This window comes from Tolypothrix campylonemoides VB511288_2 (genome assembly GCF_045999855.1).
Taxonomy (GTDB): Bacteria; Cyanobacteriota; Cyanobacteriia; order Cyanobacteriales; family Nostocaceae; genus Scytonema; species Scytonema bouteillei_A.
In genome coordinates this window covers 18,438-42,718 of record NZ_JBFPMW010000001.1, presented here as the reverse complement: position 1 = coordinate 42,718, position 24,281 = coordinate 18,438, and the positions used below count along the sequence as shown (strand labels likewise).

21 protein-coding genes and 1 pseudogene are annotated in these 24,281 nt (G+C 38.9%); 5 read left to right on the top strand and 17 right to left on the bottom strand.

Annotated elements, in window-relative coordinates:
• Window positions 1–31: 31 nt before the first annotated feature.
• A pseudogene (locus AB0756_RS00195) lies at window positions 32–712 on the bottom strand (ATP-binding protein); the annotation flags it as partial.
• A gap of 356 nt (window positions 713–1,068) precedes the next feature.
• On the opposite strand from AB0756_RS00195, the gene AB0756_RS00190 reads away from it, so the two are divergent.
• Complete coding sequence (locus AB0756_RS00190; RefSeq protein ID WP_038085643.1) at window positions 1,069–1,686, top strand: hypothetical protein; 618 nt, start codon at window positions 1,069–1,071, stop codon at window positions 1,684–1,686.
• Here the strand turns inward: AB0756_RS00190 and AB0756_RS00185 are convergent.
• The 9 genes from AB0756_RS00185 to crn3 are packed head-to-tail and all read right to left on the bottom strand — an operon-like array spanning window position 1,683 to window position 11,825.
• A complete protein-coding gene (locus AB0756_RS00185; protein WP_038085645.1) occupies window positions 1,683–2,183 on the bottom strand; it encodes a hypothetical protein in 501 nt (166 codons plus the stop codon). The genes AB0756_RS00190 and AB0756_RS00185 overlap by 4 nt on opposite strands.
• Before the next feature lie 25 nt (window positions 2,184–2,208).
• Window positions 2,209–3,219, bottom strand: a complete 1,011-nt coding sequence (locus AB0756_RS00180) for a hypothetical protein (protein WP_038085648.1) — start codon at window positions 3,217–3,219, stop codon at window positions 2,209–2,211.
• A 21-nt stretch (window positions 3,220–3,240) separates the two neighbouring features.
• Window positions 3,241–4,008, bottom strand: a complete 768-nt coding sequence (cas6, locus tag AB0756_RS00175) for a CRISPR system precrRNA processing endoribonuclease RAMP protein Cas6 (protein WP_038085708.1) — start codon at window positions 4,006–4,008, stop codon at window positions 3,241–3,243.
• Window positions 4,002–5,363 carry a type III-A CRISPR-associated RAMP protein Csm5 gene (gene csm5 / locus AB0756_RS00170; protein WP_038085651.1) on the bottom strand — a complete coding sequence of 454 codons (1,362 nt, stop codon included), beginning with the start codon at window positions 5,361–5,363 and terminating at the stop codon, window positions 4,002–4,004. The genes cas6 and csm5 overlap by 7 nt, the downstream gene beginning before the upstream one ends.
• A gap of 5 nt (window positions 5,364–5,368) precedes the next feature.
• The gene (gene csm4, locus AB0756_RS00165; protein ID WP_038085654.1) at window positions 5,369–6,466 is read right to left on the bottom strand and encodes a type III-A CRISPR-associated RAMP protein Csm4; all 1,098 of its coding nucleotides are present in this window, start codon (window positions 6,464–6,466) and stop codon (window positions 5,369–5,371) included.
• Window positions 6,467–6,504: 38 nt separating this feature from the next.
• Window positions 6,505–7,551, bottom strand: coding sequence for a type III-A CRISPR-associated RAMP protein Csm3 (csm3, locus tag AB0756_RS00160; RefSeq protein ID WP_063779471.1), 1,047 nt, complete (start codon window positions 7,549–7,551; stop codon window positions 6,505–6,507).
• Window positions 7,552–7,553: 2 nt separating this feature from the next.
• Window positions 7,554–8,378 carry a type III-A CRISPR-associated protein Csm2 gene (csm2, locus tag AB0756_RS00155; protein ID WP_137986196.1) on the bottom strand — a complete coding sequence of 275 codons (825 nt, stop codon included), beginning with the start codon at window positions 8,376–8,378 and terminating at the stop codon, window positions 7,554–7,556.
• Between the two features lie 5 nt (window positions 8,379–8,383).
• Entirely contained in the window at window positions 8,384–10,795 is a 2,412-nt protein-coding gene (gene cas10, locus AB0756_RS00150) for a type III-A CRISPR-associated protein Cas10/Csm1 (RefSeq protein ID WP_038085657.1), read from the bottom strand.
• Window positions 10,796–10,826: 31 nt separating this feature from the next.
• Window positions 10,827–11,825, bottom strand: a complete 999-nt coding sequence (gene crn3, locus AB0756_RS00145; protein WP_237266040.1) for a CRISPR-associated ring nuclease Crn3/Csx3 — start codon at window positions 11,823–11,825, stop codon at window positions 10,827–10,829.
• Window positions 11,826–12,065: 240 nt separating this feature from the next.
• On the opposite strand from crn3, the gene AB0756_RS00140 reads away from it, so the two are divergent.
• On the top strand, window positions 12,066–13,526 hold the full coding sequence (locus tag AB0756_RS00140; RefSeq protein ID WP_038085664.1) for a TIGR03985 family CRISPR-associated protein: 1,461 nt from the start codon (window positions 12,066–12,068) through the stop codon (window positions 13,524–13,526).
• Between the two features lie 325 nt (window positions 13,527–13,851).
• On the opposite strand, the gene AB0756_RS00135 is transcribed toward AB0756_RS00140, so the two are convergent.
• Window positions 13,852–14,670 carry a polyphosphate kinase 2 family protein gene (locus AB0756_RS00135; protein WP_038085666.1) on the bottom strand — a complete coding sequence of 273 codons (819 nt, stop codon included), beginning with the start codon at window positions 14,668–14,670 and terminating at the stop codon, window positions 13,852–13,854.
• A gap of 238 nt (window positions 14,671–14,908) precedes the next feature.
• Between AB0756_RS00135 and AB0756_RS00130 the strand changes: the two genes are divergently transcribed.
• Entirely contained in the window at window positions 14,909–15,670 is a 762-nt protein-coding gene (locus AB0756_RS00130; RefSeq protein WP_050045484.1) for a hypothetical protein, read from the top strand.
• A gap of 88 nt (window positions 15,671–15,758) precedes the next feature.
• Here the strand turns inward: AB0756_RS00130 and AB0756_RS00125 are convergent, their stop codons facing one another.
• The 3 genes from AB0756_RS00125 to AB0756_RS00115 form a co-directional block, all read right to left on the bottom strand.
• Entirely contained in the window at window positions 15,759–15,950 is a 192-nt protein-coding gene (locus AB0756_RS00125; RefSeq protein WP_038085669.1) for a hypothetical protein, read from the bottom strand.
• A gap of 157 nt (window positions 15,951–16,107) precedes the next feature.
• Window positions 16,108–16,344: a ChaB family protein gene (locus AB0756_RS00120; RefSeq protein ID WP_038085671.1), complete on the bottom strand. Its 237-nt coding sequence runs from the start codon at window positions 16,342–16,344 to the stop codon at window positions 16,108–16,110.
• 314 nt (window positions 16,345–16,658) lie between these two features.
• A complete protein-coding gene (locus AB0756_RS00115; protein ID WP_082051642.1) occupies window positions 16,659–18,056 on the bottom strand; it encodes a phospholipase D-like domain-containing protein in 1,398 nt (465 codons plus the stop codon).
• Window positions 18,057–18,314: 258 nt separating this feature from the next.
• Between AB0756_RS00115 and AB0756_RS00110 the strand changes: the two genes are divergently transcribed.
• Both AB0756_RS00110 and AB0756_RS00105 read left to right on the top strand, forming a co-directional pair.
• A complete protein-coding gene (locus AB0756_RS00110; protein ID WP_137986194.1) occupies window positions 18,315–18,593 on the top strand; it encodes a hypothetical protein in 279 nt (92 codons plus the stop codon).
• Window positions 18,594–18,602: 9 nt separating this feature from the next.
• A complete protein-coding gene (locus tag AB0756_RS00105) occupies window positions 18,603–19,760 on the top strand; it encodes a cysteine desulfurase family protein (RefSeq protein WP_038085674.1) in 1,158 nt (385 codons plus the stop codon).
• Between the two features lie 98 nt (window positions 19,761–19,858).
• Here the strand turns inward: AB0756_RS00105 and AB0756_RS00100 are convergent, their stop codons facing one another.
• The 3 genes from AB0756_RS00100 to AB0756_RS00090 form a co-directional block, all read right to left on the bottom strand.
• Window positions 19,859–20,671 (bottom strand): response regulator, encoded by an 813-nt coding sequence (locus AB0756_RS00100; protein ID WP_038085676.1) that lies wholly within the window; start codon window positions 20,669–20,671, stop codon window positions 19,859–19,861.
• A 1-nt stretch (window position 20,672) separates the two neighbouring features.
• Window positions 20,673–23,159 (bottom strand): hybrid sensor histidine kinase/response regulator, encoded by a 2,487-nt coding sequence (locus tag AB0756_RS00095; protein ID WP_038085678.1) that lies wholly within the window; start codon window positions 23,157–23,159, stop codon window positions 20,673–20,675.
• Between the two features lie 327 nt (window positions 23,160–23,486).
• Complete coding sequence (locus tag AB0756_RS00090; RefSeq protein WP_038085680.1) at window positions 23,487–24,281, bottom strand: phosphate ABC transporter ATP-binding protein; 795 nt, start codon at window positions 24,279–24,281, stop codon at window positions 23,487–23,489.

Below are 24,281 nucleotides of genomic sequence, written 5' to 3'. Positions count from 1 at the left end.
TCGTACTTCAAAGCTGCTTGCGAGAGCGTAGACCAGTCTCATCAGTATGCTGTTGGTATAATGCTGCTACTTCTTGGGCGTTAAAATTTCTGAGTGTGAGGGAACTCACTTTAATATTGAAGGGACTCGCCGTATTTAAGCGATCGCTACCACCGGAAGCTACTTTATAATCGCGTACATCGCGCAAACCAATCAACCCCACAGATAATGGAAAGTTATGAGGACGATTGGGATAACCATCGCGTAACTGGCGTAACACCGAAATCAATGTTTCATTTTGTAGCGAGTCAATTTCATCAATAAATATTACCAAAGGTCGGGAAGACGCTTGCGCCCAAGTCTGTAAAGAGGCTCGAATTCTCCGTCCGGGTTCTTCTTTATTCCAAACAGGTGGTTGCAAATCTTTGGGTAGTCGGACTTCAATTGTATCGCGCCAAGTTCCAAGAATCGCTAATTCTGCTGCACCTATATCATTATTAAACGCGCTTCCCACTTCTACCGATACCACAACTGCCGTGTAACGCCCACTTTCTGTCAGTTGTTTTGCTAAGGCTAACATTGCGGTTGTTTTGCCTGTTTGTCGAGGTGCATGAACTACAAAGTAACTCCGTTGTTGAATTAACTCCTCTATATCTGGCAACCTAGCTGTTGGCGGTAGCATATAGTGGATATCTTCTTGGCAAGGACCTGCAATGTTGAACCAACGAGGCATGCAACAACACTCTGTTCGGGCGGACACTTTGTGAGTTTACCTTAACTTTACAGCCATTTTCAGGTAAATAGACCACAGTCCTAGGGGCACGGCTGATGTGGGGAGCATCGCAATTTGGAAAAACATTAAGTGATTGGAAATCACGGCTACACAAACGAAGTCCGCCTACGCGGACTAATAGCCTGCGAAGGCAAGCTTTGTGTATATAGGTTCTTCTATTCTGAAGGTAACGTGCATTCATTGGGATGCTCCTAGATGCATGAGTGTTAAGAAACCGCCTAACGCACTGTATTGCCTGTGTGCTTTAAGATCAAACAAAAAATTCTTACGTCAAATCGGTAATTTTTGAGGAGATTATGGCTTTCAGTAATTATAAAACTTTAAGTGAAGTTCTCGTAGAATTTCAGGTTACCTATACAGAATCTAATTTTCTTGGAGAAACAGAGTTTAATATCTCTGATTATTTTCGAGAAGATTTACAAATCATGATGAGAGATGGTGTTGTTGATAACTCAGAATTTGCTATTTGTGAAAATTTAGTTTATCCAGTTCTCAAAGAAGTTTGGAAATTCTATCGCAGTCATTTCATTCTTTGGAGTCATCATTCTTTAAATTATGACGAGAAACTTTCAGGTTTCCCGGAGTATATTGTAGCGAGAAAATCTCCTTTAGGAAAAGTGGTGTTTGATAAGCCATACTTCATTTTGGTCGAGGCCAAACAGGATAACTTTGAAGCTGCTTGGGCGCAATGTTTGGCAGAAATGATTGCTGCTCAAAAACTTAATGGAGATATGCAAATAATTATCTATGGTATTGCTTCTAATGGCGATCGCTGGCAATTTGGCAAGCTAGAAGCAGATGTTTTTAGTAGAAATATTACCTTTTACACAATCCAAGAGCTAGAGAAATTATTTGCTGTTGTTAACTACATATTTCAACAGTGTGAAAGACAGCTAAACAATCTCGTTTCCTAGGAACGAAAACTGGTGTCTACTCTTTGCGTAACTTCTCCCCGTTCTACCTTCACCAAGTTATCCCTTGCAGCAATGGTAATATATAGTGAAATTCCGCAGTCAATAGCAGCCATTGCCATCGCCGCCGATAAACTTTTGGTTCCACCCGTGTAATCAGCCATAATCTCATGACTGTTTTCTTGCTGTAAATTAGAGATGCGATCGCGAATTTTAGAATAGCATTCGCCTAAATCGTCCGGGTTTTGTACGAGAATTAAATCCCGTTGTGGTTGAAAGCGATCGCCTAACCCCACTTGTGTGGGAATATTGGGTAGTCGTTCGATAACTTCTGCACCCCGACGCACCTCGCAGGGAGTTCCTTCACCTATGACTTGGGACTTGCTACCCTTTTCACCATCAGAAGCAATGAATATCACCCTGTCGGGTTGTAAGCTTTGGATAGTGGTGATGATGGGTTGGAAAGAACCCCCGATAGTGACTAAAAGGATTTTGGACATTTTATAGATTGATTTTTAACTACTCTTAGTTAAGTCTAATTTCTTGGCGATTAATCCAAGTTTTTTGTTGCTCTAACTTCTCAATAGTCAATACCTCTTCACCTGCTTTAGCTTCATTCATAATACTTTCGTATTTTAAAATCAATTCCCATTGAGGGCCTAGAGTACAGATGCCATTACCTGTTTCATATTCTTTTCTTACTGTTATTAAACCTAACTTATTCATCGAACGCAAAGTTGTATCCCTAAATTGTTCAAAATCTATTCCTTCTATGAGAATAGAATAACGTTCGTGACCCTTTAATCGTCCATAAACTTCTTTTGATGAGATACCTAATTCTAAATTAGGTATCTCTAAAACTGCATTATTTAAATCACTTAGAACCAAAGGTATAACTGGTAATTCTACCCAGTATTCTTCTCTTTTTTCACTAGTGAAATATACACATTTTTCTGCTTTTTCATTAGCAGATTGAACATAATAAAGACGAGAAACTTCATGTGATAAAGAAGCTACCATTTGTAAAGCCGAATTAATCACATTATTGCCGCCTGTAAGATTCATCCATATTTCTTTGCCTTGCTTACCGCCTCCCTTTGCCAGTGAAGCTACTACTTTAGCAATTCTTTCATACGTTGTCTTAATATCACTTAATTCCACTTCACACCAGTAAATAATACCAGTATTATTTTGACTACTTTTAATTTTTGACCACTCTTGTATCAAAAGAGGCTCAAGTATCTTTTTCATAGTATCAGTTCGTTTCTCAGGGTTGCCTCCTATTTTTCCGTAAGGATTCTTTATGTATGGTTTGCAGTCAACTTCACCATTAATAACTTCTTTAGTGGTAAAAAGGATAAGTAATTGTATACCACCTACTTGATCACCTTTTTCTCTTTGCTTTTCTTCACCTGAACGGGCAAAGAACTCTTTTCCTTCAACTTCCCAATTATTATAAAGTTTAGCTAGATAAGAAATTGGACCTGTAACTACTCCTGGTGAAAGACCCAAGCCCATTAAATGATAAACTCCCATATTTTTCTCCAGATTATATAATTAATACATTAAATTAATGTTCGTTAAACCCATGCCTAATCTAGTTTTCATTCCTGTACCTGTAAACTGAGCATAGTTAACTAGAAGATTCGCAACATTTGCCAATAATGGCTCAGTACCGTGCAAAACTTGTAGGGTTACATTACCTGTGAAACCATTGACAAATCCATTTGCTAATTTAAATATTCTAGTTTGAATTTTATGCTTTCTCAGTGTAATTACATCACTCAAAAAAGTCATTAATTCATCACTACCTAAGTAAACTGGTGCAAAATGATTCCATCGTTCTAACCAACTACGAAACATCAAGTAAGGTACAGGTAAGGCTAAACGAGTTCTCTGTTGAGCAAAAACAGTAGGAGTAATGAAGTCTAGATAAAATCGCTTAATAGGTTCCGGTTCAGATGCAACGAGAGTGTGATAAAGATGTTCGTAGCTGGTAGTTTCATTTTGTCGATTTACTACATCAAACTTTGTTCCTAAAAACTCAAAGTAAGGAGATAGATCTAGGTTAGAAATTACCTTTGCTGTCATATCTTGTAAACCACAAAGGGATAATTTGTAAAAATTATTTGGACTAAAAGTTATAAAGTCTCCGGAGGTAGAACAAGAACCAATGATTCCTGAATAAGTAACAGCAGGGATTTTTATATCGGCAAAGGATATTTGCATTCTTCTGTGCAAGTCCTTCACTAGTTCCAAGCTATAAGCTCGGGGTAGAAAAACTGGCTCGGATACAGTTAATGTCCAAGTAGATCGAATTAGCATACGGCCTCCATAGAAGTAAGCTGAACCCATCCCAAAGGTCGTTTGGTTGTGCTGGTTCGAGTAGGAATTATTGCAGTGCGTCTAGATTTTGGAGTCTCTGAAGAATTGGTGGAAATACCGCAAGCGTTACGAATGTGTTCTCGAGTTTCTTCGTGACAATGTAAACCAATTGTGGTTCCCATCATTCCACTTCCCCAGCCAAGTCTAAGATTATAGGAACAATTATTATTATAGAACTGGCGAATACGACTAAAGTTTAGTTTTTCATCATTAGGATTATCTTGAATACCGTTCCAATATCTTTTTTCATGCTCCCATTGTGCTTGTGCAAATTCTTGACAAATTTCTAGAATGCCTTCTATAGTCCATAGTTGGCGAGGTAACTGCATTCCCTGTTCATGCTGAAACTGGGATAGCATTTCCGTATCAATAGTAAGATTAAATTCTGCTTGAACATTCCAAACCATTTCTACAAAATTACTTTTCGCACTTTCTTTAGCTAATCTTCCACTATCATTGGCATAAAAACTAGAGGAAATCACTTCGGCTACTATAGATAAATTGTCAGTATCATTTTTTTCTAATGAGTAAGAATCAGTAACTTTTATAGCTCTCATAAAATCTGTATTAGGAGTATCTATTTCTTGAGAAGGGCGATATTTGTGGGTGAATTTAAAATTCGAGAATAAGTAACTGCTCAAAGATATTTCTTGATTGTTAGCCAATTTAATTAATCTTTCGTCATCTAGGTAAGCCTTTTTTCTTTTAATAAAGACGGAGTTAAGTTGCCTTAATTTTTGCTCAATGTCACTCAGCCTTGTCGTAGATACTTGATATTTAAGTAAATAGTAAGCAATCGCAGTTCTAATTGCTCCTTTAATAGATGTGCCAGGTATATATAATTCTCCAAAACCATTGCGAATTGAAGGTCTTAGTTTTTTAATTTCTTCTTTTGTCCGTTTGTGGCTAATACTTGTAGCGGGAAAAATATGAGTATAATTCCACCATTTTTTACCCAGTATTTCTTCAAGCAATTCTAGGATACTCTCACGTCTTTGAGTTAACCTATAAGCATTTTTTTCATTAATATAGTGCTTGATAAGCATAATATAATTATCTAGTTTTCCCTGTTGAGATAAAACTGTTATTAAAGCATTATTATTGGGAAAGTAAATCAATCGATGTACTTGTTCTCTACTACGTATATCTCTCTGAATATAGTCAAAGGGAGTTAGAGCAGATTCTGCTGCTCCAATATGAATTAAAGGACTTGTTAACTGAATACGTTGAGATTTATAGTTGCATTCCTTGTAAGTGTTTAGTTTATTCCGGATGGTGTTGGGAGAACTGACCATAATTTCTACTCCGGGGCGTTAATTGAAAGACTAAAGCTAATTCCACTACGATATATTTTGTGTGTATCTGGATATTTATGAAATTCTTTTGGCGTCACATCAGCTAGTTCTCCTAAAGGAGAACATGGAAAAACTGAACCTTCAGTAAACATTCGCAAAGATTGACGGCGTAGTTGACGACCAGAAAATGGAGATACAATCCAACCCCCTCGTTCTTGAATCTCGTAAGCAGCAGATTCGTCTAGTAGTCCATCTGGTAGCGAATTTTGCCAATACAAGCTAATTAAGCAGTAGTTTGGCTTATTCTTATTTACCTCAGATGGGTTTAATATATTTTTCCAATCCTTCTCAAATTCTTTCTCTTCTTCGTTTATCCAATTAGGTTTAAATCTTCCTGCACCACTAGATCTTTCACCGCCTAATCCTTCTTCTCCCAAAAGGTCGAGAGCTAATTTTAGTCTTTGTACAAGTTTCTCATCTACTGGTTTAGGGAATTTAATGATAAAGTATAAACCAGCTTGTTTATCTTCATCTGGTTTCGAGAGAAATTGCACAAAGCCAGTATGGTAGAAATTTGTTGCTCTTGTAGTACGGTCTACAGCAACTTTGGGGACAAGACTAATTGTGTAAACTTTTTGATAATTAAATGTTCCTGCTTTATTTAAAGCTAGAGAAACCTCAGGGTAATTTTCTAATTCATCTTCATCATCTTCAGTAAATCCCTCTTGAGTTTGATACCAACGATGCCAGATTTTTAAGGGTAAGTAGTTAAGTTTCTTATACTTTTTAGTAAATTTTAAATCATTTTGTGGGTACCCATTTGGTAAAAGTAATGGTTTAGGTAAATAATAGGTATAGCGGCTACCTTCTTTAGAGTAGATAAAAGTAGAACTAAGTTGAAATAGTGATTGAGGATTTTTCACTAATCTATCTAGTAAATCTCCAGCATCTTCTTTACCAAAGAATTTGGCGTAAGAACTTATCCAAGCACTAAAGAGAGTATCAGAACGCACTCTTTCACTAGTTTGTTCAATACCAATGCCTAACTCACCAAAATGAGCAAGGTTACTACCAAAATCAAGTTTTACTATTTTACAGCACACTTCACGTTCACCACTATAGGAATAAATAAAAATTTTTACTATTTTACAGCAACAGTCTCTTGCGCTTCGCTAATTTGTAGAAGCTGCTGTAACTGGCTATTTTCTGTGTCTAACTGTTTGAATAAATCAGTGGTATTCTTAATATCTAAATTAGGATTTGTATCGGAAGTCGATTTTATCGAGATAGAGCCACCGCTTTCATCTAAAGAATACTTATGTTGGGTTAGCACAAAGTTTTCAAATTTTACCTTACCATAGCCTCGTGAACCATGCCCACCTAAAGCATCATCTTCAAGCATTGCAAGGGTAAGTGCAATATTTATTAAATCTGTTTTGACTTCATTTTTATTTTCAACTTCTACACTATAGATCATTTCTAAATCAAATCTCGCTCCTTTTGGAACTCGTTCAAATTGTCTAGGAGTTGCAGCAGCTGTAATTCTATCTAAACCATTCTCGAATTTGCGTTCGGTCATAAATAAACCTGTATCAATTTTTTCAAGTTTTTTAATAGACTCTTGTAGTAGATGAGAATCTCGAACAATCAAGCGTGCAGGTGTATTTCTTCCTTTAACCTTTACATATTCTTCTCCACTTTCATCAAACTCACCATAATTGGTACTGTTCTTTTTAATTTTTCTAGGTTTTTCTAAATAAGGTAATCCATCAGCATCAGCATCAGATATTTTTAACCAGCAATCTTTACCAGTTGCACCAAACAAACGACTGAGTTCACAGCTTTGAGAACCTTGATACAAAACTAAGATATTATCTTTATTCTCTTTCTGTGTAATTTCTGTATATCCATCTAGGATGTCATCACTTTCATAGCGCCAAACTCCAGCAGAATCGCGATTCAAAGGTTTATTTAAAAAACGTTCTAGAATTGAACGCAACTTACCTTTAATAGATGAACCAGGTAAGTAAGGATGTTTTGTGATCGGTTCACGAACAACAAGTTTATCAATTCCACCGATATCGAGTTTACCCTCACCCCCACCAATGTGCAGCCCTGTTTCCACAACTAAGGTGGCTTTAATATACACTTTGCCTAATAATCTTTTTTGTGCTAATGGTACAGTCATAATTAATCTCCTCCTCCAGCAGCTTTGTGATAAGCGATAATCGATTCAACAAGTTGAAAGAAACGCTCAAAATCATCGGTGTCATGTACTTGGTCAATTGCCACGTCCATGACTTCTTTTAAAGGTTGTACTACAGGTGCTCTAGCAGTAGCATAAGCTAGTTTTTGTTTTAGTAAGACTACTTGTGTGTCAATTTTAGGTATTTTTTGTAAGGAAATTACTCCTGAATCAGGTTCTATATCTTTGCTTTTTACAGCTATTTCTATTTTTAGACGATTAACAGTATCTAGAAATTTGCGAATTTGATTAGTCTTTAAACCATTTGTTTTTAGATAATAGCCAAATTCTTCAGAATCTTTAACAAGTTGACGAATCGGATAATCTTTAAGACCTATATTTTTTCCTTTCTTGATAGTTCTGATAATTTTATCAGTAATTTCTGTAAATAACTCAATAAGTTGAATGAAATTTTTAAAGTCTTGTAAATCTTTCACCTTATCGCTTGCAGCATCTATAATCATTTTAATAGATTTAATCGCTTCATTGTCTTGAGCAGGCATCTGAAGACTTTGTTTAATTTTAGGTAACTCAGAACTAATTTTAGAAAAATTATTTTCTCTTTTAAGACTATCTACATTTTTTAAAAAAGAAGTTATTTGACTAAGTTCTAGCCCAAAAAGCCAAATGTCATCAGCAAAAGACTCAGCATCTTGAAGCATCTGATTTTTATCATAGTCTTTTAAAGTTCCTGGCTGTCCTTTTTGGTTACGTAAGTCACGAATTCTTTTAGCAATCTTGTCACTTTTTGCGATAATGCTATTACTCATTTTAATTACCGAGAACGATTAAGAAGTTCAATCCAAGTAGCGATCGCACGAAAATAACGTGCGTTTAGAGGATTCATTAAAGATTGACGAATAGGAGAGAATTCTGGTTTATCGCGTACTGTTGCTGGTAGACGAGAAAAAGCATAAGCTAATTTAGGTAGATGCAAGTAGTAGCGGATCTGGTTTTCTTGTTCAGCATTTTGTTGTTCTACTTTTTTTTCGATCATTATATCTTGTGCTTCAGCAGTATCTAAAAGACTGCGAATGAAACTACGCGAGTAGTCAGAACTAGGTTCTAGTTGTTCAGTTAGTTGTTTGACAAAATTTAAAACACCAAAGATTTCTGGCTGGGTTTCTAGTCTAAGATAATATAAAGTTTTATCTTTCTTATTAAAAACATTTGATAAATCTTCTATAACGCTTGACAAATCTTCTGTAGTTATCCATTCTTCCCATTTGAAAAACTCACCAAATAAACCTAACCTATCTCTACCTTTTTCTTTAGCTGCTTCTTCCGCTTGTTTTGAAGCAGAAGCAGCTTGATAAAGAGGAAATTTTGGTTCATCAATACTTATTCCTCCAGATAGAGTAATATCTGGATTATGGCCTGTATATGCACGAAAGCATTGATAGATATCAAAGGCTAATTCAACTATTTCATTCCATGAACCACTGATAAATAAATCATCACCTCCAGCATATATAAAGAGTAAATTTTTTCGTTCATTCTTACTTAAAATTTTTACTTTTTCTAAAACTTTAACTTGATTATTAATAGGTATGATAAAAGTATCTTCACGTTGAGCCGCTAAACTATTAAGATAGACTTTAAAAAAGTAACTCATTTGTCGTGATAGTCCAGCCATTCTCAGTAAGTATAATTTTTGCCTTTCTTCATTTATACCTTCAGCAAATATCCTCCCCAGTTTATCAACATCCATTTGTAAATAACCTACTCTAGGAATACACCCTGATTCTTCTGATTTTTTTGCCATTTCACCAGATCGAATATAGCCTGATTCACCTTCAATTTGAGTGAGTTGACCATAGTTTCCCAGAAGCAGTGGTGTTATATTTTCATGTCGGTAGTTCTTTAATTGCCAATTGTTAATTAAAAAAATATTTTCAGCATCATCAACAGTCATAGCGTTATTGATATCTTCAAATAAGAAGTAGTACACGCCCGAGACATAAAACCTGTACATCTTCTCTACCTTTACTTCTTTCTTGAAAGTGGCTCTATATGAACGAACGATTGCCTTGACTTTAAACAATTTATCTCCTAATTCAAACATTTTCCGACAGAGCCAGCAAGCAGGAGAAGAATCTAAATCTTTTAAAGGTTTGAGTTTTGGTATATCATCTCTATGACAAACTCGACATGTTTCATAACTGGCTTTTCGCTTGAGAAAATCGCTAAGGTACATTTCAAATTTCCGATTTTTATGCACAGGTAACTGTTTAGTTGTTATCTGCTTCCAATACGTAGCGAATTCTTTTTTATTGACATATTGAGTAGAAAAAGGTAAGTAATCAATTGCTAAAAATAGTTTTCCTTGAAAACTGTTCATTAGCCACTTGTTAAAGCTATTTCGTACAGACTTGACAACATTATCTACTTGTTTTGTATCGCCATATGCTAAAATGTAAAAATTTCCTCCACCAGCATAAATAACATTTGTGCGTGGTAAATCTAATCTATCCAATATTTGCTGTACAATTTCCTCTGTAACTAATTCCAAATAAAAACTTCTTGCCCTTAAAGATTTTAGGGCACCATCAGAAGAAATAGTATAAATAAATTTTTGAATACCTGATAAATCACCTGCAATTAAACTGAGATTGTCGGATGCAGAATTATGAGCCAGGGCAGCTGCTACTGCTGCTGTTACCCGTACCATATCAATTAGGGCTATATCATCCGCCTCACCAAAGCTGATGTAGGAGCCAAACTTCTCCAAAACCATCATCAAGAAAGAGAGATTTTCCCAGTCATAAAGCTTTAACTGAAGCTTCTCAATCTCATCTTTAATTTGCTGTTTCAATCCCTCCAATTTATCTTGTCCCGGCTTCTGATTTTGAGGATAGAATTGAGGATAGGGAATAATGGGATACTTATCTTTATTTTCAATCGCTTGTGCTTCCCAATAATGATGTTTGTCTTGACCTTTATCCAGTTTCACATGGTCAAATAACAAACGCAAAGGCTTAAAAATATTATCAGGCGGCTTTTGCAGTATGGTATTGTCGCACCAATTTAGCTGTTCTTCAGCTTTAGCTTTCTTAGTAGCATGACAATCTTCAGGAAAGTAACAATCACTTGGTAAATTAGCATCAGCCCATTTTGCCATAGCCCACATAGCTTGTTGGGCAATGATTAAGGCGACATTTTTGGCAGAAGTTGGTAAATTTGTCATAACATCCTTGTGCTGGCTAAGCCAGTCTTCATCATTGGGCAGAATGCTGTAGCAGCTTTTTGACTTGCTTAAGCAACACATCCGAAACACTTTTCACCTGTCCCCTTACCCAAGGACCGCAAGTTATTTCCAAATATGGCTCCTGTTTGTGAACCTCTTCTATCTCCTCCAAACGACTGTGAATCACTGCTACAGGCTTTAAATTTCCCCTGTCCCGACAAAACTCATGCCAAGCATCCACTTCTTCTGACTTGGAGCTAATAATCAAGTAGTGAGTACAAGCTTCTAAAATAGGCAGTTTCTCTGGCTGTACCATCCCCCCAACATCTACAATCACCAAAGACTTTTGCTTCCGCAGTTGTAATATTGCTTGAGCATGATAGGGAAAAAACCGTTCTGTCAAAGCCCCCTTATTAAGTTTCTTGAAGGCTTCGATCTCATCATGAGTCGCCTCTGCACTTAATTCCAAAATGTAGTTCCCTTCTCCATCCCAGTGAGCGCGTTGTAAGTAAATCTCAGGATGGTCAGATAATAAAGCTTGAAACAAAGCATGGGAGAGTACGCTTTTACCGCTATCTGGCGGTCCTACTATCATCAACGCCGGACATAGCCCAGCTTCCATGTTTCTTTTTTCCTTACCAAATGGATGATTTTGGCTTCCATTTGGTGGACTCATAGGAATAACTTGACCGATACGGACTTGATGAGAGTGCGTGACAGACACGACTGCTCCCAAACGAGGGTCATAGCAAGCCACCCAATCGGTACTATCCAGTTTATGAGTGAGGTAAGAATAAAGCCACATCGGGGCGCGACCGGAGATCGCCACGCCACCAGTGGTATCAATCCCAGGAGGCAATTCTAGATTTTGTATATCTTGCGGTTCTATCAAACGATCGTTTTTCGTTAACTCAATCGATAGCACTTGGTATTTAAAACCTTGTGCTACCACTGATTCACTCAGGTGCAGGCGCAAAGCTGGGATAGTAGCCTCACTCATACTGATTGGTAACTTTTGTTTCTCTGACATTATTGCATATTCAGTAGAAGAGGGGTCTTCTATTAAACATATTATTGTTACAATTCTATTCATCAAAATGCCGATACTTTCAGAACTAGTTGGGAAAACTATTGCTGCACAAGGCTTTACAGGAGACAATTAAGTTTTATGTAAATGATAATCTTTTGTTTAAGTATTATTAAATACTTTAAATTGCCGAAAAGGATAATACAAATTGTGACGATCTCATATTATAGATAGGTTGTAAAATTGACTGAAAATTCGTTTCTCCCACCTACCCCAGAAATTTTGCAATGGCTGGCTGCAGGACAACTTGCTAACCGACTACAACGATCGCTGCGATTGTGGGTGCTCATCAACAAACTCTACAGCAGTCAAACCAACTGGGTAAACAAACTCCCAACACCATTTACATACTCACAGTTGCGGGACTGCTTATTTGCCTACCGTCATCCCAAAAGCGATCGCATAAACGCTCAAGACATCACCGCCCAATGTAGCGATCGCAATTGCATTTGCCATCAAACTTTTTCAGAAATAGTCTTCGAGCAAAACTTCCATCTGAGCGTTGACAAATGGCAGCAATCCATAATTCAACTGACAGGAATGAGCGAAGAGGAATTACAAAAGGCTCTACAACAACATCCTTTTGCCACCGTGCATCGTTCTTTAAGGGACGATCTCAAACAACTAGTCCGCCTGGGTTGGTTGCAAATTACAGAAATACAAAAGTATCGTTCTGTTTTAATAAAAGATTTACCAACGCCCCCAACTCAAACAACCCCAGAACTGAGTCTGTTTTCTCTAGACCTAGCACAGACGTGGGAACTCCTGCAAATCTTGGAATCCATCGCCTTTGTACAGCCAAACTTATCGTTAATTATAGGAAAGTTATGGGAGCAAATAGCCAGTTCTTCCGCCTCTAGAGGACTTTATGCCAAAGACCCGCACCAAAGAATATTCCTACACCTAGACTATATCCTTTCTCCACAAATGCAAGACCGAGTTGATAATTACCAGGAACAGCTAGAACAGCTTTGGCGCAAATCCTCTGGTAGCGTAGTGCAGTTCGAGTATTGGATAGCAGCAACTGAAAGCAAAGTCAAAGTGACTGTTTACCCAGTTTGCCTGCATTATCGACGCCGTGCTAAATACCTCAGTGCATATGGCACAGATCCCGATAATAATGTAGCATGGCACAACTACCGCCTAGACCGCATTGCTTGCGATCGCCTGCAACTGCTGGCATGGAACGATCCCCTCATTCCTACCATCTTAAAGCAGATGTGGCAAACAGGAAATTTACCAATCCCATCGGATGTCGATCGAGAGTTGAAAGATGCTTGGGGGCTCAATTTCTATCTTAAAAAAGAATGGCTCATTCTCCGTTTCCCAAAAGAATTTGCCAAGTGGTACGTAGAAAACACAATAAGACATCCTACTTTTTGTGAAGTTTCCTATAACCAACTCCCTAAATTAATTGCTCAAAATATTTCAAACGAGCAAGAACGCCAACAGTTGTTAGAAATTATCAGTCAACGTTCTAAAGACGATGCTTATTACAACGCCTGGATACGAGACGGCGATATCAACGTCCTGATGCGCCTGCGAGAATGGCGACCGAAAGGCGAAGTTATTGCTCCCTTATCGATTCGGAGACAAATGATAGCAGAAGTAGCACAAGAATTAGCGAATTATTCTGAAAAATAACAACTCCACTCTCTAAACAGAAAAAGCAAACGAACTGAGCAAATATATTTCCCCTCGTTCTCCACAAGATTTTTGGGGTTTTGCCTTAGTTAGAGTTATTATCAATTTGCACTCGGGCGGTAATCCCATTGGATTTGTGAAAGTAGGAATTTTGTTTATTTATTGATGGTGGTTGGAGCGCGATCGCACAAAGAAATTATCTCAACAATTAGGGTTTTCGGTGAAACCTAAGTCCATTTGCACACACTTAAGATGAAGTCCACGTAGGTGGACTTTGCTTGTATAGACGCGATTTCCAATCGCCTCAATCTTTTCATTTCTCTTCTTAATCTGGAATAACAATTTTATCCAAGCCCGTTTCTGCTGGCGGATATTGTGGATTCATCGATTCCAGGGTATCAGCAATTGTACGTGCAATAACTAAATTTCGATACCACTTCTTGTTAGCAGGAACTACGTACCACGGAGCATGAGCGGTTGAGCAATAATTAATTGCGTCTTCAAAGGCTGCTTGGTAGTCATCCCAAAGCAAACGCTCTTTAAGATCGTTATGGGAAAATTTCCAATGCTTGTTGGGATTTTGCAACCGACTTTCCAACCGTCGTTTCTGTTCGTCTTTAGAAATATGTAGAAAAAATTTAATTATCTTAATCTTGTTAAGAGTCAGCATATGCTCGAACTCATTAATAACTTGATAGCGTTTTTCCCAAACTTCTTGAGGGACTAGCTGCTTGACTCTAACAATCAAAACATCTTCATAGTGAGAGCGGTTAAAGATAGAAATCATTCCTTGCTGTGGGACTCGGTGATGATAACGCCAGAGAAAATCATGACTTAACTCCTCTTGAGAGGGTGTTTTAAACGACCACACCTGACAGCCTTGGGGGTTAACTCCGCTAAAAACGTGTTTGATTGTGCCATCTTTGCCACCTGTGTCCATGGCTTGCAACACAATCAGTAGACTGCGTTGATGTTCTGCGTACAATCTCTCTTGTAAAGTTTGAAGACGCTGGCGCTGGTATTCTAGCTCCTCTTCAACGTCTTTTTTGTTTTTGTAATTTTCAGAGGCATTGGGATCGATCTTAGCTAAGACAATTGGTTTGTTTGGTCGAACTTGATAGCTAACATTACTTGGTGTATTCATAGTAATTTTCTGTATGCTGGAAGTGCGATCGCATTATTTCTTACCCTAAAGAATCTCAGCGTTTGCGACCTCTGTCATTAGTTACTGGTCACTGCTTGCTGTTAAAATTTAGGAACTCAGTTGTTAATTATTCCGTCATTATACATAGATCGGCAAACCTGTTATTAACCCTCTTTCAGTAGTGGTTCTTAAGTAGGTCTCAGTTTAAAAAGCAAGCAAATATCATCACCATACGAAAATGTATCTCTATCAAACTTCTGCTTTATCTGTGGCTTTGTTAATCTCTGCGACAACCGTAGGAATGCATGCACCTATTGTCTCCGCAGAGGAAGTAAAAGCTTTTGATTCTCCCTTAGTAATCTCTCAGAGGTATAGGGACAAACGCACAATCCGAGCGGTATCGGGACCGGATGACCAAGGACGGTGGCGGTTCAACAAACCCAGTAATGTCTCTAGTGACGAAATGCGAGCACAGGGTTGCGTTGATGTTGGTTCGAGAAATGCACAACGTTGGCGCTGTCCTCGCGACACAATTCGGGTAGAAATTGAAAGTCGGGATGATAACGATCGCTATGATGACCGATACGATCGCGGAGGTTCCTATAGCCAAACTCTGCGTGCGGTATCTGGTCCTGACGACCAAGGACGGTGGCGCTTTTACAAGCCAAACGATGTTTCCGATGACGCTATGAGAGCAGAAGGCTGCGTTAATGTTGGAACGCAAATCCCTTGGCGCTGTCCGAGTCGGAGAATTTCGGTGCAAGTTTCTGATAGAAATTATGGCGATCGCTACGACGACCGATACGACAGGCGATCCTATGAAAGACGCACAATCCGAGCAGTATCGGGACCGGATGACCAAGGACGCTGGCGTTTCTATAAACCAGATGGTGTCTCTGATGATGCTATGCGATCGCAAGGTTGTGTCTATGTTGGGACAAGAAATGCTCAACCTTGGCGCTGTCCCCGCGAGAAAATACGGGTTGACGTCGATCGTTAATAAAATTTATTAAGTGATTTTTACTAAATATATGCGAAGGCATATATTTTTTTATTGCTTTAGTGGGAAAAAAGAAGATCGTAAGCTTTTAATGATAAAATGCGCCAATGATAAGCGCAACGACGATGGGGATAACAATCGGGATGGCAACAATCAACCCCCATTTCCCAAATCGAATTTCTTCTCCTTCTGACTTTAGGAAAGCTATTAAAGCCGCTCCTCCCATTAAGATCCATATACACCCGAAAGCAATAAATATAACAAATACAGAGTCTTGCATATACTTAAACCATTAAGACAAAAATGTCTCAAAATTTTTTGCTGTACTGGCATCTTAGCAAATAATAGCTAGGGATGGGCAAGGACGCCCATCCCACATTCCGGGAGTAATTTATTTTCTGCTGTTCCCTTAAACTGATAACTTTATGTAAGGAGTCCTAGTTACCACCAGAGGTAACAGCTTTGTAGTGCTGAGCAGTGACTTCACCCTTCGCATACCAATTACCATTTTTGTCTTGACCGTACTGGTTGCGAACGCTGTTCCAAGCAATTTGACGCGCACCGTCTTCGCTAATACCGTCGCTTTGAGCAGCATTGAAAGCTGCAACGAAAATCTGCTGGGCTTCTTGGGGTAATTGCTCTCTGAGGTCTTGTGCTAATTCATCAACTTTCATCAATGTTCTCCTATTCTCTAGCTTTGGTTTTATCCTAGAAAGTGAGAAGATAAATTTTCCTCTTTCTCAAAGTAGAGATAAATCACAACCTTCCTTTTGATAGAGAGTTAGAGAGTTAGTGGTTGATAGGTAGGATTATGACACACAAATGCTTTATATAGCGGGTAATGCACACCCTACCAACCACTAAACGCTAACTAATATAGCAGTCCTAAATAAAATATAAGAATAAGAGTGAAGACTGCTAATGGCTAATGGCTAATAAAAAACTGGCAATTAACTATTAGCTATTAGCTATTAGCAATCCAAATTTTTTACAATTGATTTAGGATTGATATAATACTACATTTCCGTGCAGATGGTAGAGTTTTTAGTCCCAACTCTGCTGTTTCATATAGCCGATTAAATTCTCTTTCATAATGTGCGGCAACAATGGAATTTTTAATGAATACTAAAGTCTCGTCGTTTAAGTAATTTCCTGAATTAGACCAATTATGACTTCCCGCGATCGCTAATACCCCATCTAAAACAGCCATCTTACTGTGTACTCCGCGATCGCCCATCAGTCCTGTAGGAAAACCCACAGTTGTTATAGGACGCTTCCAAGGTTTCACTTTGATAAACCGACTGCTTTTGCTTGGGTGCGGACAAACACCCATAGCATCATATGCTTTGGAGTAAGGTTGTCTAAAAAAATCAGGATCTATCAACACTTTGATGTCTTCAATTCCGCGATCGCGAACTTCTCCAAGAGTATCGCTAATTTTTTGATCGGAATACACAAACACGGCAATGTGTATGCTCTTTTGGGCTTGTTGTATGTAAGAAGCAATAATTCCATTACTCGTAGTTGCAATATTGTCTTTTTTGCGATTTGGAGAGAAGTTAACTGCGATCGTCCCACGTCCAACCGGAATTTCAACCAGATTTCTTTTTGGTTTATAGGATTTAAATAATCCCTGCCACATATAATTGAATTCTTGAGTAAAAACGCTAGCAATTTGTTTGTTGTCTGGAATTACAATAGTGTTATTGGGATTTCCCCGACTGTCTAAATTGCTAAAGTCCCCATGTAAGTCAGAATTTGTCAAATTGCCGCTAGATATAATCGTTGTCTTTCCATCTACAACCACAAATTTGTGATGCATAAGCCCACTGCCTTTGGGCGCACGGCTCGATGTGTCGTCTTTTATCTCAATTCCACTAGCACGTAATATAGCCAGAGCATCAACAGGATATCGCTTTAATTCTTCATAAGCTCGCTTGTCATGTTGATTCATTTTGGCGATTTCTTCTGGTGTATAATCAGCTATTGTCTTATTATATTTGCTGTCTATTAATACCCTGACTTTTACTCCACGTTTGTGGGCAAGAGTTAAGGCTTCCACAACTTTTGGAAGTCTTAATTCCATCACAGCTATGTCTACAGTGAATCGTGCTTGACTAATAGTGTCAATAATTTGCTGTTCTAAATTATCCCCTTTCCGAGTAAAGTTTCTGTAAGGATCTTTATAAAAGGAAATTGGATTGTGGTTAAAATAAACTTTAATAGCAGGGTCTTGAGGAAGTGGTTTAAGAAGCGTTTCCTTTGAGGATTGCTGAAAATTATTAAATAATGTTATTCCACCAATCAGCAGTAACAAGAGAAAAAGGATGCTTTTGTAGGGAATTTTATCTTTTTTAAGAGCTATAAGATTCAGGATAAATTTCATGATAGTAAGAGAATAAAAATGACATGAATTTCACCCTGTTAACAAACATTTATAAACTAATTCATTAAAATTAGAGTAGGTAATTCTCTCCAATTAATAGTTGTTGATATTTTATAAATTTAGTGTGGAAATATCAAAGAAAACGGTTCATTTAACAATATCTACTCCTTAAAGAAATCCCCAATTCCCATTTTTAAGGGGGACTAGGGGAGAGCGAGTCAGATCTGAAACGGATTGAATTATCAACTATAAATTATTGTGAATAAGACCTCTACTAGTATTGTTTTAAATAACAAGAATAACAAGATGGCAATTGCGGAAGTTAATTTAGTGTTATTGCGATCGCCATCAGTAGTTTCACGACAGCGATCGGTAAGCGGTAACCAGCGCTCGTTATACCTGTTACCGCATCCGTTACCAAAAATCCATCTGTACGCTTACGAATTGATGCCCAGAGGTGGTAATAATTGGGCAAATGAAATATATAAGCTCAAAATAAAAAGAACTAGCTGCCCAGTTATGTGTGTTCTCGCCTAATTTAAAATTATGCAAATTTACCTTGACTACAGTGCAACAACTCCCATTCGCTCAGAAGCTATAGCTGCCATGCAAGCAGCCCTTACCCAACAGTGGGGTAATCCTTCTAGTTTGCATGAATGGGGACAACGGGCAGCAACAGTTGTGGAACAAGCAAGAATGCAGGTTGCTGGTTTGATTAACGCTTGTCAGCCCGAATCTATTGTTTTTACTTCTGGAGGTACTGAATCAGATAATCTCGCTATTATGGGTGTTGCCCGTTTGTACACTCGACCCCAACACATCATTATTTCTAGTGTTGAGCATTCTGCTGTTGCTGAACCAGCCAGATTGTTAGAGGTATGGGGTTGGCAAGTGACTCGTTTGGGGGTCGATTCTAAAGGAAGAGTCAACCCAAAAGATTTGCAGGCAGCGTTACAAGACAATACTGTATTGGTATCAGTTGTTTGCGGTCAAAGTGAAGTTGGTACCATACAACCAATTGAGGAATTAGCGACTATTGCTCGCAGTGCTGGTGTTTTGTTCCATACCGACGCAGTGCAAGCTGTGGGACGCTTGCCAATAGATGTACAAAGTTTACCTGTGGATTTATTAAGCCTTTCAAGTCACAAAATTTACGGACCTCAAGGGGCTGGAGCATTGTATGTAGGTTCTGGTGTGGAGTTAGTACCCATGTTGGGAGGTGGGGGACAAGAACATCGGCTGCGTTCCGGTACTCACGCAGTACCTGCAATTGCAGGATTTGGAGTGGCTGCAGAATTAGCAGCCCAAGAAATGGCTGTGGAAATACCTCGGTTGATTGCATTGCGCGATCGCTTGTTTGCCCAACTTGCCGACATTCCTGGTTTAATCCCTACAGGCGATCTGACAAACCGATTGCCTCACCACGTGAGTTTTTGCCTGGAATATGCAGATGGGGAAAAGCTGAGTGGAAAAACGCTCGTGAGACAAATGAATTTAGCTGGTATTGGTATTAGTGCGGGTGCTGCTTGTCATAGTGGCAAACTCAATCCCAGCCCCATATTATTAGCAATGGGATATGCAGAAAATGTTGCTTTAGGCGCTATTCGTATGACCTTAGGACGTGAGACAACTGAACTTGATGTCGATTGGACGGCAATGGTACTGAAGCAAATTTTAGAAAGATTGACACTGAGCTTCTCTTGAAAAAAGCAGTTATAAAGTCAACTGCACCACCCACAAGAGACGGGGTTTTACACGCGTTTAATAAAGCTGCTCGATCGGCGATCGATAACCAGTGACATTTAAAAGTTGGGAAGTTTTTGGACGGTGGCACAATGGTATCCTTCGCCGTTAAATTCTATATAATTAACAGTAACTTCTACTTTAATAAGTTGACCGTCTTTTGCTTGATGGAGAGTTTCAAAAGTTGAACAGCGCTTCTGTTTCCAGCTTTGCCAGTAGGATTGCCAAAGATCTATTGAAAAATTGGGATCTAGATCGGGAACTGTCATGGTTAATAGTTCTTCGCGAGTATAGCCCAAATGTTGAGTCGCTGCTTCATTAACATAAATAAGTCGCGCATTGGAATTTACAAAATAGATAGCATCTTTATAATTGTCTAAATAAAACTGGGAAAGGTACAGCGCTAATTCTGCTTTTTGGCGATCGCAAATTTCTTGTTGCAGGCGCATATTTTGAGCCGTGAGTTGCTTTTGCAGCCTTCTAATAGTCAAACTATTTTCCACACGAGCAAAAACTTCTTCTTCACTAAATGGTTTGGTAATGTAATCAACACCCCCCACAGCAAAAGCTTTTACCTTATCAAGAACCTCATCTAAAGCACTAATAAAAATCACTGGAATCTCGCGAGTCAGGGGTGATGTCTTAAGACGTTGGCAAACCTCATAACCGTTCATGTCAGGCATCATAATATCCAGTAAAATCAAATCTGGGGGCGCTGCTTGTGCTGTCTTTAAAGCTGTTTGTCCGTTAATCACTCGGCGAACTTCATACCCAAGTTGAGTGAGCATGGCGGATAAAAGTCGCAGATTGTCCGGTGTATCATCTACAACTAAAATATTTGCTTTTGGCGGTTGCTCTTGACGGTTGTTCATCTCAATTGGGTTGTGTTAAATCTATGATTTTATCAATCCGGAAATTTTCAACTAAATCAATTAAGGAATTTGCAAGAGTTGCATATTCTTCTGGTATTTCTTCGATCAAGCTAAAAATTTGCTTCTCATCAGTGCAAAGCGCGGCTTGATGAAGTTGTGTTATCCATTCAGGAGACATAACTCCCAAGGATGAGGGTTCTAGGGTAAAGGACGAAGGCGTTGTTTCATCCTTGCTGCTTTTAACTTCATCCTTGACATCATAGACATAACGAACTCCTAAAAACTGAGCCATTTTTTCTAGAATGACTTCTTCCCGGAAGGGCTTGCGTACAAAATCATCGCATCCCGCAGACAAAACGACAGCTCTTTCCTCATCAAATGCACTTGCTGTCAAAGCAATGATGGTCGTCGCTTGACCTCTTAAATGACCTTTGATGCGTTTAGTTGCTTCATACCCATCCATGACTGGCATCCGCATATCCATTAAAATTAGATGCGGTTCCCAAGTTTCCCACAAACGAATCCCTTCTAAACCATTTTCTGCTCCCCGGACCTCAAAGCCCAGAGATGTCAGCATTTGGAGCAAGAGGTAGCGATTCTCCCATTTATCCTCAACTATCAAAATGCGGTATTTGGGCTGATTTGGAGCGACAGCAAGAACGCGCCGTCGTTTTTGCTGAATTTGAGTTTCCAGCCTTTCCATCGGGACAACTCGTATGTCAAAAGAAAAAATGGTCCCATGACCCAATGTACTGCTTACAGTAATCTCACCTCCCATCAGATGCACGAATTGTTGGCTGATGGTTAAACCCAAACCTGTCCCTTGCTGAGATTTCCGACCAGTTTCTGTCTGAACAAAAGGTCTAAACAATCTCTCCATCTCAGAGGGTGCAATTCCGGAACCAGTATCTTCTACTTCAAAATGAAGTTTACGAGTTGTCGAGATCTTGTATCGTGAGTCTGTATCTAATTGGGGAGCCTGCTGGTTTGTTTGTTCGTTCCCCATTTTCACGCGAACCGCCACACCGCCTTCTTCTGTAAATTTAATCGCATTACCAATTAAGTTGATTAAAACCTGGCGCAATTTGCTTTCATCTGTTTGCACATATCTGGGAACTTCAGGGTAACGCTCAAATATCAGTTTTAAACCTTTAGATTCTCCTTTTTGTCGGAACATCTCCTCTAAGGAGTCCAGCATACCATACATATCAAAACCATTTTCATTCAGTGTTGTTCTGCCCGCCTCAATTTTTGACATGGAAAGCACATCGTTAATTAAGGTTAACAAATGCTCGCCACTGCGACTGATAATTTCAAGTTGTTCGATTTGGGAAGATTGGAAAGATGGATCGCGAGTCAAGAGTTGGGTAAAGCCGAGGATTGTATTGAGGGGAGTCCGGAGTTCGTGGCTCATATTCGCTAAAAATTCACTTTTAGCGCGGTTAGCTGCTTCTGCTTCATGAGCTTTTTGTTCTAATTTGGAACTGTAATTCTCTAGTTGCTGTCGGGAAATTTTTAATTGTCGTGTCAGCCAATAAACTCCAACCAAGAGGAATCCCACCGATACTAGCCCTACTAACACAATTGTTCCTGCTAGTTGACGTGCGGGCAAAAAAGCTTCTTCTTGATGCATTTCTATTAAAAGAGCAAGGTCTTGATCGTTTAGCCAACGGTAAACTCCAATCACTGGTATATTGGCATAGTTTTTATATAAATCTTCTCCACTGATGCCATTCATCGCATCATCTATACCTTTGCTGCTTACACCCTCAGGATATTCTTGAATATTGGAAGATTCTTTAGAGATAAAAGTGTTTTGCGTGATGAGGGAACCAACTAAATAAGTTTCACCGCTTTTTCCCAAACCTTTTCGTTCTCGAACAATTCGATCGATTCTTTCTAAATTGAGATGAGCTAAAATGACTCCCTGGCGAGTCCCTTTAGCATCGCGAAGAGGCGCTGCTAAGGTGACTGATGGTTTATTTGTCTCAGGAGAAACATAAAAAATTGGATCGAAAGAACTGCCCGGTTCTACTGTTTCAATATACGTAATACTGGCTAAAATTTCGTACTCATTTTCACGTCCTTTGTTTGTGGATAAAATGACTTTGTTTGTGCGATCGATAATAAAAATTTCTTTAAAATTTAGTTTGAGTTTAACAACGTTCTTTAAATATTCAGAGAGAATCTCGTGAGAAGTTTTATATTTTGGGTCAGTTATTGGGTTATTTAAGAGTACCTTGACGTTTGCTTGTACATCAGGAAACTGAGTGACAAGCAAAAAATCTCGCTGTTGATCCTCAAACCAACGAGTAATTTCTCCTTCCTTGAGGGTTGCAGTCACGCGCAACTGATTGAAAGCAGACGTTTTTAGCGCCTCCCTCGCTTTAAAAAAGGCGACGCCTCCCACAACACCGACAGTAAATAAAGATAAAATGAGAAATGAACTGGCGACTTTGGTGGTTAAGTGCTGATTCCAAGAATTCATAAATTTACGGATGCTTTTGTCGATCGTGCTGCCTTAATAAGTAAGTTGGTGTTTGTAATTATCATTGGTTTGTAGTTGCGCTTTGCCACGCTAAAGCAAAACTCAGAGCAAAATATAAAGATTTTACTTTTCGTTATAGAGTTTGGTTTTTTGCCGACCTACTTGGGTAAAAATCAATCTTTATTATAAAAGGTATTTCCCAACCATCTTTCCTAGCGTCTAAAGATTGGGAAAATCAAGCTCCACTTATTTTTGGTTCAATACGCACCATCAGGAGCAACTAGCCCAAAAGAAACGTCATACTGTTTTGGATGTTAAACTTAACAGTTAACCCCTTGCACCCGTTATATAAGCAGCTGTCAGGGGATGTTGGGGAGAATTAAAAATTTGCTCCACCTTTCCCGACTCAACGAGCTGTCCAACGCCGCCCTGAACCCAAAATAAGGCAACTTTGTCTGCAATGCGCTTGGCTTGGGCTAAGTTGTGCGTCACAATTATTAAGGTATAGCGCTGACGCAAACTAGTAATTAAATCTTCGACAATCCCACTGGAAATGGGATCGAGGGCGCTACAAGGTTCATCCAAAAGCAGGGCTTCTGGTTGCAAACCCAAAGCTCTCGCTATACACAAACGCTGTTGCTGTCCGCCTGAAAGTGCTAAAGCAGAAGTATGCAATCGGTCTTTGACTTCATCCCACAATCCCACATCCAGTAGGCTTGTTTCTACAATCCTATCAATTTCCTCGCGGTTGCGGATACCGTGTTCTCGCAGTGGTAATTCCATATTCTTCCAAATGGATAAAGGAAAGGGATTGGGTTTTTGAAAAATCATCCCGACTTGACGCCGCAGTGCGGTCGCGTTAATTTTAGGGTTGAGTACCTCTACAGAACCAATCCGAATTGCGCCTTTGACTTGACAGTTTGGAATCATATCTGTCAAACGGTTCAAGCAACTGAGAAAACTTGTTTTCCCACAACCTGAAGGGCCAACTAATGCCAATATTTCCCCTGCATTTACACTCAAGTTAACATTAGCGAAGGCTGTTTTTTGCCCGTATTGTAGAGTTAAATTTTCTGTTTGAATGAATGTTTCAGTCGTTCTATTGCTGGCATTTACTATCAT